15 protein-coding genes and 1 riboswitch are annotated in these 17,141 nt (G+C 69.1%); of the genes, 9 read left to right on the forward strand and 6 right to left on the reverse strand.

Annotated elements, in window-relative coordinates; genetic code table 11:
- Positions 1-84: 84 nt before the first annotated feature.
- From BAY61_RS18995 to BAY61_RS19010, 4 genes are read right to left on the reverse strand one after another with little or no spacing between them, the layout of a single operon-like run.
- A complete protein-coding gene (locus BAY61_RS18995; RefSeq protein ID WP_091808383.1) occupies positions 85-1,284 on the reverse strand; it encodes a cytochrome P450 in 1,200 nt (399 codons plus the stop codon).
- Positions 1,285-1,343: 59 nt separating this feature from the next.
- Positions 1,344-2,102, reverse strand: coding sequence for a succinate dehydrogenase/fumarate reductase iron-sulfur subunit (locus BAY61_RS19000; protein ID WP_091808381.1), 759 nt, complete (start codon positions 2,100-2,102; stop codon positions 1,344-1,346).
- 11 nt (positions 2,103-2,113) lie between these two features.
- A complete protein-coding gene (locus tag BAY61_RS19005; protein WP_091808379.1) occupies positions 2,114-4,045 on the reverse strand; it encodes a fumarate reductase/succinate dehydrogenase flavoprotein subunit in 1,932 nt (643 codons plus the stop codon).
- Positions 4,046-4,050: 5 nt separating this feature from the next.
- Complete coding sequence (locus tag BAY61_RS19010; RefSeq protein ID WP_245865234.1) at positions 4,051-4,791, reverse strand: succinate dehydrogenase cytochrome b subunit; 741 nt, start codon at positions 4,789-4,791, stop codon at positions 4,051-4,053.
- A gap of 99 nt (positions 4,792-4,890) precedes the next feature.
- Between BAY61_RS19010 and BAY61_RS19015 the strand changes: the two genes are divergently transcribed.
- The 5 genes from BAY61_RS19015 (at position 4,891) to BAY61_RS19035 (ending at position 8,102) form a co-directional block, all read left to right on the forward strand.
- Positions 4,891-5,865, forward strand: a complete 975-nt coding sequence (locus BAY61_RS19015) for a LysR family transcriptional regulator (RefSeq protein WP_091808376.1) — start codon at positions 4,891-4,893, stop codon at positions 5,863-5,865.
- On the forward strand, positions 5,865-6,422 hold the full coding sequence (locus tag BAY61_RS19020) for a GNAT family N-acetyltransferase (protein ID WP_091808373.1): 558 nt from the start codon (positions 5,865-5,867) through the stop codon (positions 6,420-6,422). Before BAY61_RS19015 ends, BAY61_RS19020 begins: the two co-directional genes overlap by 1 nt.
- Positions 6,419-6,988, forward strand: a complete 570-nt coding sequence (locus BAY61_RS19025; RefSeq protein ID WP_091808372.1) for a GNAT family N-acetyltransferase — start codon at positions 6,419-6,421, stop codon at positions 6,986-6,988. Before BAY61_RS19020 ends, BAY61_RS19025 begins: the two co-directional genes overlap by 4 nt.
- 137 nt (positions 6,989-7,125) lie before the next feature.
- Complete coding sequence (locus tag BAY61_RS19030; RefSeq protein ID WP_143021415.1) at positions 7,126-7,815, forward strand: hypothetical protein; 690 nt, start codon at positions 7,126-7,128, stop codon at positions 7,813-7,815.
- A gap of 101 nt (positions 7,816-7,916) precedes the next feature.
- Positions 7,917-8,102: a PspC domain-containing protein gene (locus tag BAY61_RS19035; protein ID WP_091808552.1), complete on the forward strand. Its 186-nt coding sequence runs from the start codon at positions 7,917-7,919 to the stop codon at positions 8,100-8,102.
- Positions 8,103-8,108: 6 nt separating this feature from the next.
- On the opposite strand, the gene BAY61_RS19040 is transcribed toward BAY61_RS19035, so the two are convergent.
- Positions 8,109-9,620 (reverse strand): glycosyltransferase family 39 protein, encoded by a 1,512-nt coding sequence (locus BAY61_RS19040; protein ID WP_091808550.1) that lies wholly within the window; start codon positions 9,618-9,620, stop codon positions 8,109-8,111.
- A gap of 182 nt (positions 9,621-9,802) precedes the next feature.
- A riboswitch (guanidine-III (ykkC-III) riboswitch) is annotated at positions 9,803-9,868 on the forward strand.
- Positions 9,869-9,904: 36 nt separating this feature from the next.
- On the opposite strand from BAY61_RS19040, the gene BAY61_RS19045 reads away from it, so the two are divergent.
- Positions 9,905-10,219 carry a DMT family transporter gene (locus BAY61_RS19045; protein ID WP_091808368.1) on the forward strand — a complete coding sequence of 105 codons (315 nt, stop codon included), beginning with the start codon at positions 9,905-9,907 and terminating at the stop codon, positions 10,217-10,219.
- A 167-nt stretch (positions 10,220-10,386) separates the two neighbouring features.
- Here BAY61_RS19045 and BAY61_RS19050 read toward each other — a convergent pair whose 3' ends face one another.
- On the reverse strand, positions 10,387-13,323 hold the full coding sequence (locus tag BAY61_RS19050; protein WP_091808366.1) for an AfsR/SARP family transcriptional regulator: 2,937 nt from the start codon (positions 13,321-13,323) through the stop codon (positions 10,387-10,389).
- A gap of 265 nt (positions 13,324-13,588) precedes the next feature.
- On the opposite strand from BAY61_RS19050, the gene BAY61_RS19055 reads away from it, so the two are divergent.
- From BAY61_RS19055 to BAY61_RS19065, 3 genes are all read left to right on the forward strand, one after another.
- Complete coding sequence (locus tag BAY61_RS19055; protein WP_091808365.1) at positions 13,589-15,682, forward strand: BTAD domain-containing putative transcriptional regulator; 2,094 nt, start codon at positions 13,589-13,591, stop codon at positions 15,680-15,682.
- 24 nt (positions 15,683-15,706) lie between these two features.
- On the forward strand, positions 15,707-16,123 hold the full coding sequence (locus BAY61_RS19060) for an NUDIX hydrolase (protein WP_091808363.1): 417 nt from the start codon (positions 15,707-15,709) through the stop codon (positions 16,121-16,123).
- Between the two features lie 111 nt (positions 16,124-16,234).
- Positions 16,235-17,116, forward strand: a complete 882-nt coding sequence (locus BAY61_RS19065) for an NAD(P)-dependent oxidoreductase (RefSeq protein WP_091808361.1) — start codon at positions 16,235-16,237, stop codon at positions 17,114-17,116.
- Positions 17,117-17,141: the final 25 nt, after the last annotated feature.

A 17,141-nucleotide genomic window follows, 5' to 3' on the forward strand; every position in this document is an offset into this window, starting at 1 on the left:
AAGCGCGGCCTCACTTTCTCACTTCGTGGGAACCACTGGTGAGCAGCGAACCGCACCTCGCGCCATGGAGGGCAGCGGGTGACTTCAGCCTGTCTCGACGACGAGGCCACGCAGTTCGTAGCCGCCGATCGCCTCCGCGATGGAGACCCGGGGCGGTGCGACCATCCGCACCCCTGGAATGGCCATCAGCCTGCTGAGAAAGACGTCGGTTTCGAGAATGGCGATGGAGGAACCGGGACATTTGTGCGCCCCGTCGCCGAACGACAGTCCCATGGCGGGGGCACCCGGTCCCAGTGGCCTTCCCGGGCACATCGCGAGTGGATCTGCCCCGACGGCGGCCTCGTCGAGATTGGCGAGACTCACCTCGACGTCGATCAGTTCCCCCTCGGGCACGATGACCACATCGCCACCGTCGGGGCCATCAGCGCCGTTGACGGGAACCGGCAGCGGTGCCGTCGTGCGCCTGCGCAGACTCGCGACGACCGGCTCCAGTCGCAGGATCTCGTGCAGGATCTCGATCCGCCCCGCTTCGTCGGCCTCCCGGTAGCGCGCGGCGAGCGCGTCGTCGGTGAACAGGTGCCACGCCGCGACGTTGACGAACTCGCGGGTGGTGATCATCCCCGCCGCCGCGAACGTGAGACATTCGCCGAGCAACTCCCCCGCGTTGCAGCCCTCGTCGATCAGGTGGGAGAGCAGGTCGTCGCGGCGCCGCTTCCGCCGCCGCTTCACCGCGGGGCGGACGTCGGCCAGGTAGAAACGCAGCCAGTTCGCGTTGTGCCGCACCAGCCAGTACAGCCCGTGCGGACTGGTGAGGCCCGGTTTGCCGATTTTCTCGGGAAAGAAGCTTTCGAGCCGGTCCTTGATTCCCGGTTTGCTGTCGGTGAGCCCGATGACCGCGCAGGCGACCTCGATGGCGAGGTGGAAGCTCAAATCGGCCAGTTCGGCCCTTCCCCGCGCGCGCAGCGTCGCGAGCTGTCCCTCCGCGACATCGATCATCACCGAGCGGTAGCGCTCGTCGACCCTGCGCGGAGTGAAGTACCGCGCCGTCTGCCGCCGGTGCTCGCGGTGTTCCTTGCCGTCCCGGTACAGCACGGGCCTGCGGATCCGAGCGGGAAGCTTCTCCACGCTCTCGATCCCGAGCCCAGCCTGCACGGTGTCGGCGCTGCGCAGTACGGCGCGGCCCGCGGTATAGCCGGAAACCCGCCAGACGCCGTCCTCCCCCTTGCCGACGGGACAGCCCGCGCGCTCGGGGTCACCGCGATGGATCTTGCGTGCGCTCGTCACGCCGTAGACGATAGCGGCACCGCGGCCATAAGGCGTGTCTGATAAGTCTCTGCCTTAGGTCAGTCCTCGTCGCGATGGTCACGCAGCGCCGAGGACAACACGTCGGCGTTGAATCGCGCGATGGTCTCCAGCGGAATGCCCTTCGGGCACACCTGGGTGCACTCGCCGGTGTTGGTGCAACCGCCGAAGCCGAGGTCGTCGTGCGCGGCGATCATGTTCTCGGCGCGCGTATAGCGCTGAGGCTGCCCCTGCGGCAGCAGGCCGAGATGCGTGGCTTTCGCCGAGGTGAACAACATCGCCGAGCCGTTGGGGCAGGCGGCGACGCACGCGCCGCAACCGATGCAGGCCGCAGCGGCGAAAGCACGATCGGCGTCGCGCTTGGGCACGGGCATCGCGTGCGCGTCGGGAGCCGCGCCCGCCTGCGCGCTGATGTAGCCCCCTGCCTCGATGATGTGATCGAGCGCCGACCGGTCGACGACGAGGTCCTTCAGCACGGGAAACGCACTGGAGCGCCACGGTTCGATGGTGATGGTCTGGCCGTCGGTGAAGTGCCGCATGTGCAGCTGACACGCCGTCGTGGCCCGTTGCGGCCCGTGCGCGACGCCGTTGATCATCATGCCGCACATGCCGCAGATGCCTTCCCTGCAATCGTGGTCGAAGGCGACCGGCTCCTCGCCTTCCGAGGTGAGCCGCTCGTTGAGCTGGTCGAGCACTTCGAGCAACGACATGTCGGGCGAGACGTCCTCGACGGCGTAGTCGACGAGCGCGCCCCGCGAGTTCTCCTCCCGCTGCCGCCACACGCGGACCGTGAATCGCACCGTTGACTCCTCTACTTGTAGTTGCGCTGAGACGGCCGCACGTTGTCGAACGCGAGGGTTTCCTTGTGCAGCACTGGTGGCTCGCCGGTCCCGGTGAACTCCCATGCCGCGACGTAACCGAAGCGGTCGTCGTCGCGAAGGGCCTCGCCTTCGCCGGTCTGGCTCTCGGCGCGGAAATGTCCTCCGCAGGATTCCTCGCGGTGCAGCGCGTCGAGGCACATCAGTTCGGCGAGTTCGAGAAAATCGGCGACCCTGCCCGCTTTCTCCAGCGATGGGTTGAGTCCTTCGGCCGTTCCGGGAACCATGACCGAACGCCAGAACTCGGCGCGCAGTTGCGGGATGTGCTCCAGCGCTTTGCGCAGACCGGATTCCGTGCGTTCCATTCCACAGTGGTCCCACAGCAGGTGGCCGAGTTCGCGGTGGAAGGAATCGACACTGCGGGTGCCCTTGACGTCGAGCAGCGCGGTGAGCCGCCGCTCGACGGCCGACGCGGTGGCCACGACGTCGGGATGATCTCGTTCCACCTCGGGGAAGGGGCCGCGCGCGAGGTAGTCGCCGAGGGTCGTGGGCAGCACGAAGTACCCGTCGGCGAGCCCCTGCATGAGCGCGCTGGCGCCGAGCCGGTTGGCACCGTGGTCGGAGAAGTTGGCCTCACCGATGACGAACAGCCCGGGGATCGTGCTCTGCAGGTCGTAGTCGACCCACAGGCCGCCCATGGTGTAGTGCACTGCGGGGAAGATGCGCATCGGCCGTTGGTAGGGATCCTCGCCGGTGATCCGCTCGTACATCTCGAAGAGGTTGCCGTACTTGGCCTCGACGGCCGGTTTTCCCAGCCGCCGCAACGCGTCGGCGAAGTCGAGGTAGACGCCGAGGCCACCGGGACCGACGCCGCGCCCCGCGTCGCACACGTTCTTCGCCGCCCTTGAGGCGATGTCGCGGGGAACGAGGTTCCCGAACGCCGGATAGGCTCGTTCGAGGTAGTAGTCGCGTTCCTCCTCGGGGATGTTTCCCGGCTCCCTGGGATCACCGGCCTCGCGCGGCACCCACACCCTGCCGTCGTTGCGCAGCGACTCGCTCATCAGCGTCAGCTTCGCCTGATGCTCGCCGCTGACCGGAATGCAGGTCGGGTGAATCTGCGTGTAGCAGGGATTCGCCAGCAACGCTCCCCTGCGATGTGCTCGCCACAACGCCGTGGCGTTGCAGCCTTTCGCGTTGGTGGAAAGGAAGAACGCGTTGCCGTAGCCACCGGTGGCGAGAACGACCGCGTCGGCGAGCAACACCGAGACCTCTCCGCTGACGAGGTCCCTCACGACGACGCCCCTCGCCTTGCCCTCCACGACGACGAGATCGAGCATCTCGGTGCGCGGCAGCATCGTGATCCGGCCCGCGTCGATCTGCCTCGCCATGGCCTGGTAGGCACCGAGCAGCAGCTGTTGCCCGGTCTGACCCCGCGCGTAGAACGTGCGCGACACCTGCGCTCCACCGAACGACCTGGTGTCGAGCAGGCCCCCGTACTCCCTGGCGAACGGAACCCCCTGCGCCACGCAGTGGTCAATGATCCGGGTGCTCAGCTCGGCCAGCCGGTACACATTGGACTCACGGGAGCGGAAGTCACCGCCCTTGACCGTGTCGTAGAAGAGCCGCCACACGCTGTCGCCATCGCCGGCGTAATTCTTCGCCGCGTTGATACCACCCTGCGCCGCGATACTGTGCGCCCTGCGCGGACTGTCCTGATAGCACAGTGAGGTCACCTGGTAGCCGAGTTCGGCGAGGGTGGCCGCGGCCGAACCGCCAGCGAGCCCGGTGCCGACGACGATCACCGATCGCGCCCTGCGGTTGGCCGGGTTGACCAGGCGCGCGGAGAACCTGCGCCGCTCCCACCTTTCCGTGACGGGGCCTTCGGGGACGGCACCATCGACGAGTGGTGCTCCGACCGTGAACATGGCGCTCACCTCAGCAATCCGGTTTGGACGGCGAACGGGACGGACAGGTAGCCGACCGTGATCGCGGTGGCCACGGCGATGGCGCTCAGCCGGATCGCGCGCTGCCGCGACGCGGTCGCGGCCCCGAGACTGTGCAGCGCGCTCCACACGCCGTGCCTGATGTGCAGGCCCAGCGCGAGTACAGCCAGCGTGTAGAGCGCGGTCACCGGCCAGAGCTGGAAGTCGGCGACCACGTTGCGGTAGACCTCTCCGCTGACGCCATGCGGATTGAGATGCCCCGTCGTCAGGTCGAGAATGTGATATGCGATGAACAGGACGAGAATCACGCCACCCCAGCGCATCGTCCTCGCGGCGTAGGAACCCTGGACTTTCGACCGCACTCGATATCGCTGCCCCCTCGCGCCTCGCGCGCGCCTCGCGAGCTGGACCGCGGCCGTTCCGTGCAACACCACGCACACGAGCAGCCCGGTGCGGGCGATCCACAGAAGACCTTCGTGCCCCAGCGCCCCGCTGAGCAACGTGCGCAGCCACAACGCGTAGCCGTCGAGACTTTCCGGCGATACGAACGCCTTCAGGTTGGACAGCATGTGCGCCACGACGAAAAGCAGCATCGCGCCGCCCGTCACGGCGAGCACCGCCTTCTTGCCGACGGTCGAGGACCACAGGCGTCCCAGCGTGGTGCGCGGAACGCGGGGTTTTCGCGGGGGCCGTGAAGGACGCGAAGGCGCGAGTTCGGTCGAGGTCACGAGGCGACGGTAGGCAGCGCGGAAAAGCGACGTCCAATACATGATCAACCTCGACCCGATAGCCTCCGGCTATGCTGCCGGGAACCACGGAGGCACGCCATGACCTTGCAGCAGCTCAGATATTTCCTGGCCGTCGCCGAAACCCGGCACTTCACCAGAGCGGCGGAACGGGTTTATGTGGCGCAGCCCTCATTGAGCAAGCAGATCCACGCGCTCGAAGAGGAACTCGGCTCGCCGTTGTTCAGCCGCACGAGAGGCAATGTCTCCCTCACCCCGGCGGGCGAGGCGCTGCTGCCCATCGCGACCCGCATCGTCGCCGACGTCGACACCGCCGCTGTCGCGGTCGGCGAACTGACGGGGCTGCGCAAGGGAAGGGTCAGGGTCGGCGCGACTCCGAGCCTGTGCGCGACGGTGCTCGCCGAGGTGCTGCGGCGGTTCCACACGCGTTATCCCGGTGTCGAACTCGTCGTCGAGGAAAACGGGTCCCGAGATCTCGTCGGCCTCGTCGGCAGTGGCGAACTGGATCTCGCGCTGGTGACCGTGCCGACGAAAGGCGATCAGCCCGCGCTCACGACCGTGCCGATCTTGCGGGAAAGCCTGATGGTCGCGGCACCGGAAGGAAGTCCGATCGCCCGGAACGAGACGATCCGCCTTCGCGATCTGCGCGACCAGCCGCTCGTCATGTTCCGGCGCGGATATGATCTACGCGAGACGACCTTGCACGCCTGCCGCGAAGCCGGTTTCGAACCACGGCTCGCGGTGCAGGGTGGTGAGATGGATGCCGTACTGCGCTTCGTCGAGGCAGGACTGGGGGTGGCGATCGTGCCGAGCATGGTGCTCAGTGGACGGCCAGCGCTCACCGGTACCCGGCTCACCGAACCGGACATCACAAGGACGATCGCGTTGGTGCACCGCACGGACGCGGCGCCGACCCACGCAGCATTGCGGTTCAGGGCCACCCTGCTCGAATTCGTCGCGGAGTCCGCAGCACACGGCGGACTTCCTCCCGGGGTTCGGCCGACAACGGAAACCCGAGAACAAACCGGACAAGACCAGCGAAGGGAAACCGACTGATGACGATCACGCTCCGCCAGGCCCTGACCAGCGACCACCCCGTCATGGTCGGCAGCGTCCAGCGTTGGTGGGGCGATTCGCGAACTCCCGAGCAGGCAAGGGAATTGTCCCTGCTGTTGCCGAAGCTGTTCCTGCAACACTTCGCGGGCACCAGCCTCGTCGCCCTCGCCGAGGACGACGACGGTACCGAAACGGTGGCCGGTTTCCTCGTCGGTTTCCACTCGGCCGACCAGCCCGATGTCGCCTATATCCATTTCGTCGGCGTCGATCCTCAGCGGCGCGGCCTCGGCATCGCGCGCACTCTGTACCGCCAATTCTTCGCGGCGGCCGAACGGGCGGGCAAGCTGGTCGTGCACGCCGTGACCTCACCAGGCAACACCGGTTCCATAGCCTTCCACCGCGCGCTCGGATTTCGGTTGCTGCCCGGCGACCGGACCGTCGACAATGCCGACGACACCGGCAACACCGACGACGTCACGGTGCACAGCGACTACGACGGTGAAGGGCAGGACAGGGTGTGCTTCGAACTCGCGCTGGGCTCTCCAGGCGACCGATGACCGGCGGCACCGGCCCCACCCGGCACACCGCGCTCACCGGCCCCACCGAGCGCACCGCCAACACCGGCCGCATCGACATCAGGCCGGTGGAGCCCGGTTCGGTTGTGGCGCAACGGATCCTTCGGTCCTATTTCGACGACATCGGCAGCAGGTACCACGGGCGGCCGGTGAGCGAGGCCGAGACCGACGCGGCCATGCTGGAGGAGCCGAGCGACGATCTCGTCCCGCCGCACGGCCTTCTGCTGCTGGCCTTCGACGGCGAGACCGTCCTCGGTTGCGCGGGATTGCGCCTGCTCGCCGGCGGCACCGGCGAACTCACCCGCGTCTACGTCGCCCAGAACGCGCGGGGGCGCGGGCTCGGCGGGCTCCTGCTGCACGAGACGGAACGCCTGGCCCGGCGGCACGGCGTGACGCTGCTGCGCCTCGACACCCGTTCCGATCTCGTCGAGGCGAGGGGCCTCTACGCGAAGCACGGGTACGGGGAGGTCGAGCCCTTCAGCGAGGGCCCCTACGCGCAACACTGGTTCGCGAAGGAACTCGGCCACGACGACCACGACGCAGGGTGAGTCCACCGGGAGGTGCGGAGCCGACTTTCGGCCACCGCGTTTGACCGCGATCGCTACGGGCATAGCTGACGTATGTCAGCCCGCTGGCTCGCCGCCTTGTGCGCGAACCACGGGACCGCAACCCGATCGGGGGAGACATGCGCGTCGCGTCACGCCTGGTGGCCGCCGGATTCGCCTGCGTCACCCTTGCCGCCGCATCGTTCACGGCACTGCCCCCCGCACAGGGGCAAGACGGGGAAACCCGCACGGCCAAGGCCGACATCGACGGAGACGGGGAACCCGACGACGTCGTGCTGAAGGAAGCCTCCGCGAACAACCAGACCCTGACCTTCCGGCTCGCGAGCGGCGGCTCGGCCGAGATGACCTTCGAAGGCGACACCTCGATGCCGCTGCAACCACCACGTCCCGTCGACCTCAACGGCGACAAGCAGGACGAGATCGTCGTCGCCGAATCGGTCGGCGCGAACACACTGACCCTCAACGTGTGGGCCTACGACGTCACGGGAACGAAGATCTTCCCGGTCACGACGACGAACGGCGGCCGGCTGCGGCTGTTCGAAGGTGGCGGCATCGCCGCCGTCACCGGCTACGGCTGCCTCCCGCTCAACCCTGGCAGCAGTGGCCGCGATCTGATCGGCGTCAAGGCGCTCATCGACGATCCGGCGAGCGACACCGCCACGTACACGGGCACGAGGACGACCTACCACGTGACACCGGATGGCAAGGCACGCACCGTGAACCGGGTCAACGTGACGTCCGTGCCCCGCGACGATCCCGCGCTCACGACCGACCCGGCGGCCTGCATACCCGCGCAGGGTCAGTCGTGACCGATGTGAGTCCTGTGGCCGCTGTCACCGGCGTGGTTTTCCGGGAGGAAGTCAGGGTTGTCACCGATGCCGCGCGACCGCCGATGGCGCACTGTGGTGACATGACAGCGTTGACCCGTTCACGAAGCAACCGCATGATCGCCGGTGTCTGCGCCGGGATCGCCGAACGCTACGGCTGGAAGACGAGCACCGTGCGGCTGGTGTTCGTGGTGTCCTGCCTGCTCCCCGGACCGCAGTTCCTGCTGTACCTGGTGTTGTGGCTCATCATCCCGAAGGCTGGATCCTGAGCGGGGTCAGTAGAAGTGCCGCAGTGAGGGCCACATACTCGACCACGGCCGGGTGGTTCCCGCGCACAGCATGATGGCGGTGCCGTCCTCGTCGTTGCCGACCCCGCCGGGAGTGTGGTGGACGGCGGCGAGTTCACAGCCGGTGAAGGCGCTCGCCACGCGACCGCCCGGCGCGGCACCGACCAGCACGACCGGGCCGTCCCGCCGGTCAGGAGGAGGGCCCCAGTCCGCATAGGACATATGACCGGAATAGGGCACCGGCAGTCCGTGCGCGGAACCGTGTTGTTCGATCGCACCGGCCTGACCGTAGTTGGCGGTGAATATCGTCGCCGTTTCCTTGCTGTCGGCGGGGATCGTCCGCCACACCTCCGCCACCGTCGCGACGAACTCGGGCCAGCCCACCTGCTCCCCCTGTTCCTTGTTCATCGCGAGCACGGGGCCGTCGAGTACCGCGACCGGCAGCACCGGCAGTGCCACGACAACCGATCCGGCACACGCGAGCACGGCGGGCAGGGAGACGGCGATCCGGCGCGCCGTCTTTCGCCCGCGATCCAGCCAGTTCACCGTCGGCTCGGCTCCGGCGGCGAGCAACACCAGCAACAACGGGATCGAGTAGTACGGCTTGCCTCCCACCACGAGCAGGACTGCCACCAGCAGCGGGTAAGCCAACGCCAGCGCTCGCGGCGACCGCGGGCCCCGCTCCCGCCACAACCGCACCATGCCCGCGATCCACACCGGGACCAGAACCGGCGAAAGATAGGCGATTTGCAGCGGTACGAACATGATCCGGTTCTCGGTACCGTCGTCGGCGCTGATCCCGCCCGCGACGGTGAGCAGAGGGAAGCCGTGCCGCGCCTGCCACACCAGGGCCGGAGCCGCGATCACCAGGGCGACACCGGCTCCGGCGACCGGGAGCCTGCCGCGCAACACCGATCGCGGGCCCACGAGCAGAAGCGCGAGTCCCACCGCGAACACCAGCAGCAACACAAGCCACTTGTTCAGCAACGCCACGCCGACCGCGGCCCCCACCGCAAGCCACCACCGCTGGTCGCCCGTTCGCAGCAACCGGATCAGCAGCAGTGCGACGACCAGCCACAACAGCAGGTCGACCGTCGTCGTCGACACCATGTGCCCGACGACGAGCACCAACGCCGAAACCGCCGCGGTGAACGCCGCGAACGTCTGCGCGGCCCCGGCGCCACCGAGTTCTCTCGCGATGAGCGCCACGAGCGCGATGGTGGCCGCCGCCATCACGGTCGACACCACCCTGACCCCCGGCTCGGTCGCGCCGAACAACTCGGCCGCGAGCCTCACCAGCACCGGGGTCAGCGGGGGCTGATCGACGTATCCCCACGCGAGCCGGTCACCGGCGGCAAGGAAGTACAGCTCGTCCCTGTGGAACCCGTAGCGGCCGGACAACGCCGTCAGCACCGCGGTCTGCACCACCACGACGACGCCGACTCCGCGCACCGCGAACCGCGGCAGTGGGTCTTCCGCTCGCCTCGCCCGCACCGTCATCGCCTTCACCCCCACGATGCTCACCGGTTCGCGGCGCGGCGGGGACGACCGGGCGACGGAACGCGCTGTCCACCGAACGACCGACAGCCACCGGAAATCACCGGCCCCGGTTGTCCGCAGTGGACGGTGGCCATGCGGGGACATGGTCAGATGTATCACCGGCACTCCGGCGCGCGTGCGTGCTAGCCTGAATCACGACACAGTCCCGGACGAGCGCGTCGTACCCGGTCAAGCCAAGACGACGCAGTGATGTAGTTACGAGCGCATTACTGTGGAGGATGACAATGGCTTGGCTGGCTTTGATTCTGTCCGGTCTCTTCGAAACCGTGTGGGCCGCCGCGTTGAGTGTTTCGCGCGGGTTCACCAGACTCGGACCGACCATTGTGTTCGGTGTGGCGCTGATCATCAGTATGGGTGGCCTCGCCTACGCGCTGCGCACCATTCCGGTGGGCACCGGCTACGCCATCTGGGTCGGCATCGGCGCGATCGGCACCGCCATCTACGGCATGGTCGCCATGAACGACCCGGTGTCGGCCGCCCGCATCACCTGTCTGGTGCTGATCGTCGGTGGCGTGGTCGGCCTCAAGTTCCTGCACTAAGGCGTGTCTGATAATCCTCTGCCGTGCGAGCGGGGATCAGCGTGGTGGCTCGCAAGGCTGTGCAGGACTGGAAGGTCCTCGTACCGGGCCGTACTCGGGCCTTCCGACAACGCGGCGAGCCGCCGCGCTGGCCTCGCGCGGTAGGCAACGGGATTGTCAGACACGCCTCAGACCAGGCTTTCTCCGGTGTCCGCCCGCTCCCGTGCGAGCAACCGCTCCAGCAGCGGGTTGCGGCGGACACCGGGGCTGGCGAACAAGCTCTCCGCGTAGCTCGCGTGCTCGACGGCGACCAGCTCGTCACCCTTGAGCTGAAAGGCGCGGGCGAACTGCCGGTGCGCGGCACCCTGCGCGTAATAGTCACCGTGGTTGCTGAGCAGGGTCAGCACCCGCTCGGCGTCGGCTATCGCCGCGTCCGGCTCACCCGCCCGCACGTGTACCTCCGACCGGCACAACAACGCTTCCCACTCGTCGTGCGGCAGGTGCAGGGTGCGGCACAGGGTGATGCTCTCGCTCAGCGCGGTCAGCGCCGAGGGAAGGTCGCCGAGCTGGCTGTGCGCCTGACCGATCGACACGAGCGCGTACACCGCGCACGTCGGATCCGTTTCGGCGCACAGCGCGAGACTTCGCTCCGCGTGCCGCAATCCCTCCTCTGGCCGGTCGGCCTGGAGGTGGACGTCGGCGAGGCACGCCAGCACAAGGGGTTTCGCCTCGGCCGGACCGTGCTCGTCGAGCAGTTCTCCCGCCTCGCCGAGCCGGTGCAGGGCCTCGTCGAGCCGTCCCATGTGCCGCAGCAGAATGCCGAGATTGCCGAGCGTCCTGCCCTGCCCCGAGATGTCGCCGAGCCGGCGGCGCACGTCGAGCAACCTCGTGTAGAGCGCGTGCGCCTCGCCGAGCCTGCCGAGGTGCTGATTGATGAGTGCCTGGACGTCCAGCGCCAGATCGAGTGCCTCGTCGGTGCCGACGCGTTCGGCGGCCGTTCCGGCGAGGTGCGCGATCTCGACGGCGTCGGCGCGCATTTCCTGTGCCCACAGGTACAACCGGAGCTGGTGGGCGATCGAGAGCGCTCTCGGAGCCAGTTCGGCCACCCCCGCGGCCATGCGCGCCGCGGCGACCAGGTTGTCGATCTCGTCGCTGATCCACCGCACGTAGTCCGCGATACCGGGTGAGTCGTCGTGATCCGGTGGCGCCTCGCCGTCCTCGGCCGACCTGTTGTGTGGTCTGAGCCGCGTGTGCGCCTCGTTGAGCCGGACCTGGTAGTGATCGAGTACCCGGCTCACGGCCGTGTCCCGTTCGGCCTTCGACTCGTGCCGCTCCGCCCGCTCCAGCGCGAACAACCGCACCAGGTCGTGCAACCGGTACCTGCCCGGAGCCGCCACCTCGATGAGCCGGGCGCTCACCAGCGGTTCCAGCAGAGTGTCCGCCGTGTCGGGCTCGTGGCCGAGCAGCGCGGCCGCGACCGGAAGACTCACGTACGGCAGCGGCAGCAACCCCAGCAGCCGGAACGCGCGGGCCGCTCCGTCGTCGAGATCGCGGTAGCTCAGCTCCATGCTCGACCGCACCGCGAGGTTGTCGAAATCGAGCTCGTCCAGCCGTCTTCGCTGGTCGGCCAGCCGGTCGAGCAGGTGTGTCACGGTCCAGTCCGGCCTGCCGCGCAGCCTTGCCGCCGCGATGCGCACGGCGAGCGGCAGGTGCCCGCACACCTCGGCGACCCGCTTGGCCGCCCCGCGTTCCCGCTGAGTGAGGGCACGGTCGAGGTGACTGGCGAACAGGGCGACGGCGTCGGCCGTCGCGAGTGGTTCCAGCGCGACGGACAGCGAGTCGAGAGTGGCGAGAATCCGCCTGCTGGTGACCAGCACCGCCGTACCGGGCCCCGCGGGAAGCAGCGGGACGACCTGCGCGCTGTCCACCGCGTTGTCGAGCACGACCAATACCTTCTTGCCCGCGATCGCCGACCGGAACATCGCCGAGGATTCGGTGGGGTCCTGGGGAACGGCGTGGGCCGGGACCCCGAAGGAACGGAGGAACCTGCGCAGAACGTCCTCCGCCGCGAGCGGGCTCGCGCCCGGCGTCGAGCCGAGCAGATCGACGTAGAGCTGGCCGTCGGGAAACGAGTCGGCGAGCTGCTGGGCGACGTGCAGCACGAGCGCCGACTTCCCCTGCCCTCCCTGGCCGTGCACGGCGACAAGGGCAGGCCCGTCCCCCGCGCCGGTGGCCGCGGAGATCAGCGCCGCCGACTCTGCCTGCCTGCCGACGAAGTGAGCGGGGGCACCGGGCAGCTGTCTCGGCACGGAAGGCACCGCCCCGGCGGTCGCGGGCCGCGCCACCTCGGGGTGGGCGAGCGCGCTGTCGCCTTCGAGGATCTCGGCGTGCGCCTCGCGCAGTTCCTTGCCGGGATCGAGGCCGAGTTCTTCCGCGAGCAGCACCCGCCCCTCCTCGAAGGCGGCCAGCGCTTCCGCCTGCCTTCCCGCCCTGTGCAGCGCGCGCATGAGGTGTGCCCGCAGCCGCTCCCGCAACGGGTATTCGGCGACGATCGAGGCCAGGTCGGTCACCAGGCCGGGGCACCGTCCGGTCGCAAGCGCCGCCTCCGCGTGCGCGCTGACGGCGGCGAGCCGTTCCTCCTCAAGCCCGGCCACGATCCGCGCGCCCCTCACGGTGCCGCTCAATTCATCGAGCGCGACGCCCCGCCACAGCCGCAACGCGTTGTGCAGCAACGGTTCGGCCGCTTCCGGCGGAACCAGCTCCGCATCGGCGACGAGCCTCCGGAACTCGTGCAGGTCCACCTCGGCCGAAGGGATCTCCAGCCGGTACCCCTGCCTCCCGCCGACGAGTTCGGCGCCCTCACCGAGCAGTCTGCGCAGCTGGGAGAGCCTGACCTGGATGAGCTTGCGCGCGCTGGCAGGCGGGTCCTCATCCCACAGCACCTCGCTGAGCAGTTCGTGGCTGACGAGGCTGCCCTGGTTGAGTACGAGGACGGCGAGCAGCTGGGGGGTCTGACCGCTCGGCAGGACCACCCGCTTGCCCGCGCGCCGTACCGTGAACGGGCCAAGCACGCCGAACGCGAGCGATTCGGCCGAGGCACGAGCATCGTCGGTGCGCTCGCCCATGTCATTCCTCTCAACCGCGGTCGCGGAGTCGAGTCCCCCATGCCTGCCCGCGGGAGCCTGCCGCGCCGGATGACCGTCCTGTCCGATTCGGGTCAAGTGTATTGATCACGGCCGGGCCACCGCGTCGCCGGGCCGCACGTGCTGTCAAGGCCCGATCAGCGGGTTTTCTATTCAGTTGCCGTTGATTATCCGGGGTGCGTCAATCTCTCCGGGTGGCCAGTGACGCACGACGAGCACAGCGGGTTCGCCTGCCCCGAGGCGGCCGGTGCCGGTGACCGAGGCGGTACCGGGAGTGGGTGGCGCCCTGCGGGATTTCCGGCGCCGGGCGGGGGTGACTCAGCGGGAACTGGCCGGGCTGACGGACCTGAGTCTCGCCGGTCTCCGCGACCTCGAACAGGGAAGGGTCAAGGCGCCGAGGCGGAGCACGGTCCGCAAGCTGGCAGCCGCGCTGCGGCTCTCCCCCGCCGAGGCGGAGCTGCTGACGAAAGGCGAACCGGAACGGGACGAACGGCGAGGCGAGAACGGGCTAGCCGTGCTCGGGCCGCTGCGGGCGACGTTCGGCGGCAAGCCGCTCGACCTCGGCTCCACCAGGCAGCAAGCCCTGCTCGCGGTGCTCGCCCTTTCGGCAAACCACCCGGTGAGCAGAAGCGCGCTCGTGGCCGCCGTGTGGGGCCCGCTGGCTCCGGCCGCGACGGAGGACTCGCTGCCCTCGCGCATGTCGCGCTTGCGGCGCAGCCTCAAGGGTGAGCCCAGCGCGACGACGGGCCCGGTCCTGATCGCCTCTCGCGGTGGCTACCGGCTTTCCATCGACGAGGAGCGACTGGACCTGCTGCGATTCCGGAGGTTGTGCGCGGAAGCCGAGCTGGCGGGACGGCGCGGCGACCCCTCCGCAGCGTGCGCGCTGTTCGCCGAGTCCTCGGCGTTGTGGCGCGGCGAACCACTCGCCGACCTGCCGGTACTGAGCAACCACCCCGCCGTCACCGCGCTCGCGAAGGAACGGCGGGCCATGGTGCTGCGCTTCGCCACCACCGCCGCTGCCGCCGGAACACCCGAGGCCGCCCTTCCCGCGCTGCGGGTCGCCGTCACGGCCGATTGCCTGCACGAGAAGCTGCACGCGGCGTTGATGATCGCGCTGCTGTGCAGCGGTCAGCAGAGCGAGGCACTCGCCGTGTTCACCAGCGTCCGGGACCGGCTCGCGAGGGAACTGGGCACACCACCGGGACCCCACCTGATGGCCGCGCACCGCAGGGTGTTGCATCACGACCTGCCTTCGGTCACCAGAACACCGCTGGCCGCCGTCCGCCAGCTCCCCGCCGACAGCTCCGACTTCGTGGGAAGAACCGCCGAGCTCGCCGCGCTGCGCCACCAGCTGTCCCGCACGGGCGCCGGACCGGGGATCTGCGCGATCACCGGGATGGCCGGGACGGGCAAAACCCGCCTCGCGCTGAAACTGGCACACGAACTGGTGGCGGAGGGCCGCTACGCCGAGCAACAACTCCACGTGGACCTCAGGGGCAGGTCGGCGAGTCCGCCAGAGGACCCGCACGCGGTGCTGGGCATGTTCCTGCGTTCACTCGGGCTGAGCGACGACGAGATCCCGCACGCCCTCACCGCCCGCGCGGCCAAGTACCGGAACCTGCTGCGTGACCGCTCCGCCGTCGTGGTGCTCGACAACGCGGCCGACAGCCGGCAGATCGCGCCACTGCTTCCCGATGGCAACGAAAACCTGGTGCTCATCACCAGCAGGAGGGAACTGACCCTGCCCGGCGGCCACCACCTCGGCCTCGGCGCCCTCACCGGAGAGGAGTCGCGGCGACTGCTCACCACGATGCTGTCTCCCGCCATCGTGGAGAGCGACCCCGCCTCCACCACCCGGCTCGTGGAGTTGTGCGGCGGATCGCCGCTCGCGCTGGCGCTGATCGGGCGCAGGCTCCGGGTCAGACCGGCCTGGCGGCTCGCGGATCTCCTCGCCAGGCTGGGCACCCCCGAACAGCGGATGGCCGAACTCGCGCTCGGTGGCCGCTCGGTGAAGGCGGCGCTCGATCTGTCGTACGAGTCACTGCCCCGGAAGGACCAACGCGTTCTCCGGCTGCTGGCCCGCAGGAGCGGAGCACAGTTCACGGCTGGAACGGCCGCGGTGTTCGCCGGTGTCGGCGTGCCGACCGCCGAGTCGGTACTCGACCGCCTCGCCGCCGAGCATCTGCTCATCCGGTTGCCACCGGGCCGGTTCGGCGTGCCGAAGCTGGTCAGCGACTACGTGCGCTTGCTGCCGACGCCGTTACCGCTCGGCCCGCTCCACGGCGGCGCGAGCAAGGACGTCGTGCCGGCGGCGGCACCGCGCACGCTCGCCGGGGCGTGACGTCGGCACCGTAGGATCACCGGAATGCCAGCCGATTCCGCACCGAGAGTGATCGACAAGGTCGCGTGGATCCACATCGAGGACGGCCGGATCCTCGCGGCGCGCTCGCGGGGAAAGGACCTGTTCTATCTGCCCGGCGGCAAACGCGAGCAGGGAGAAAGCGACGTCGACACCCTCGTCAGGGAGGTCGCCGAAGAGCTGTCCGTCACGATCACACCGGCGAGCGCCACTACCGCCGGCGTCTTCGAGGCACCCGCCGACGGCAAAAGCGACGGCGTGCTGGTGCGGATGTCCTGCTACACCGCCAGGTATCACGGAACACTCGCGGCGGGCGGGGAAATCGCGGAGCTGGCGTGGCTCGGAATCGCCGACCGCGACCGGATCTCGGCCGCCACCAGGATCGTCTTCGACCGGTTGCACGCCGAAGGCGTGCTCGGCTGAACCTCGGCAGGAACGCTCGCCGTGTTCGCCCCCGGCGAAAACCGTGGACCTCGAGTCCACTCCACTTCGTAGCGTCGACCTTGTCCCACAGCGACAAGGAAGGCGAAACACATGACGACCACGGCACGCACTCCGGTGACGGTCCTCGGCCTCGGTGAAATGGGCACAGCGCTGGCCACGGCGTTCCTCGACGGCGGCCACCCCACGACGGTGTGGAACCGCACGAGGGACAGAACCGGCCCGCTCGTGGCGAAAGGGGCGCGTGCCGCTGCCACGGTCGCCGAGGCCGTGGCAGCGAGTCCGTTGATCGTCGTCAACGTCAAGGGCAACGACGTCGCGCGCGAGTTGCTGGAATCGGCAGGCGAGGCCATCACGGGCCGCGCGGTACTCAACCTGACCGACGGCACCTCGGCCGAGGCACGTTCCCTCGCGGGCTGGGCAGCCGACCACGACGTCGAGTACCTGCACGGGCAGCTCATGACCATCGCGCCGGGGATCGGTCATCCCGGCACGACCGTGTTCCTCGGCGGCTCGCCTGCCCTCGCCGAGCGGCTGGCGCCCGAGCTGGCGCTGCTCGGCGGGAAGACGGGCCTCGTGTCGGAGGATCCCGGAGTGCCCGTGCTGTACGGGATGGCCGTGCACGGCACCATGTGGGGCGCGCTCAACGGGTTCCTGCACGCGGCGGCGATCCTCACCAGCGAGGGCCTTGCCGTTGAGCGGTTCCTCGACCACGCGGGTCCCTCGGTGACCGCGATGCTGTCGCAGTTCCCGTCGATCGCGGGAGAGGTGGATCGGGCCGACTACGCCGCCGAGTACGGCGCGCTGCGGCACCACCTTCCGTCCGTTTCGGACCTCGTCGCCGAGAGCAGGGACCACGGTGTCGCCACGGCGCTGGCCGACCACACCCTCGAACTGGTGAGCACGGCCGTCGCCGAGGGCCACGACGGCGACAACTACTCGCGGATCGTGGAGTCCTTTCGCCGAACCCGCTGACCGTCGCGTGCGCGCGAGCCCCCCG

It is taken from the genome of Prauserella marina (assembly GCF_002240355.1).
Lineage (GTDB): Bacteria > Actinomycetota > Actinomycetes > Mycobacteriales > Pseudonocardiaceae > Prauserella_A > Prauserella_A marina.

Bases quoted from the DNA above. Each gene is read 5' to 3' on its own strand.
- BAY61_RS19005 (WP_091808379.1), bottom strand. From the start codon at position 4,045: ATGTTCACGGTCGGAGCACCACTCGTCGATGGTGCCGTCCCCGAAGGC.
- BAY61_RS19015 (WP_091808376.1), top strand. From the start codon at position 4,891: ATGACCTTGCAGCAGCTCAGATATTTCCTGGCCGTCGCCGAAACCCGG.
- BAY61_RS19020 (WP_091808373.1), top strand. From the start codon at position 5,865: ATGACGATCACGCTCCGCCAGGCCCTGACCAGCGACCACCCCGTCATG.
- BAY61_RS19025 (WP_091808372.1), top strand. From the start codon at position 6,419: ATGACCGGCGGCACCGGCCCCACCCGGCACACCGCGCTCACCGGCCCC.
- BAY61_RS19030 (WP_143021415.1), top strand. From the start codon at position 7,126: ATGCGCGTCGCGTCACGCCTGGTGGCCGCCGGATTCGCCTGCGTCACC.
- BAY61_RS19035 (WP_091808552.1), top strand. From the start codon at position 7,917: ATGACAGCGTTGACCCGTTCACGAAGCAACCGCATGATCGCCGGTGTC.
- BAY61_RS19040 (WP_091808550.1), bottom strand. From the start codon at position 9,620: ATGACGGTGCGGGCGAGGCGAGCGGAAGACCCACTGCCGCGGTTCGCG.
- BAY61_RS19045 (WP_091808368.1), top strand. From the start codon at position 9,905: ATGGCTTGGCTGGCTTTGATTCTGTCCGGTCTCTTCGAAACCGTGTGG.
- BAY61_RS19050 (WP_091808366.1), bottom strand. From the start codon at position 13,323: ATGGGCGAGCGCACCGACGATGCTCGTGCCTCGGCCGAATCGCTCGCG.
- BAY61_RS19060 (WP_091808363.1), top strand. From the start codon at position 15,707: ATGCCAGCCGATTCCGCACCGAGAGTGATCGACAAGGTCGCGTGGATC.
- BAY61_RS19065 (WP_091808361.1), top strand. From the start codon at position 16,235: ATGACGACCACGGCACGCACTCCGGTGACGGTCCTCGGCCTCGGTGAA.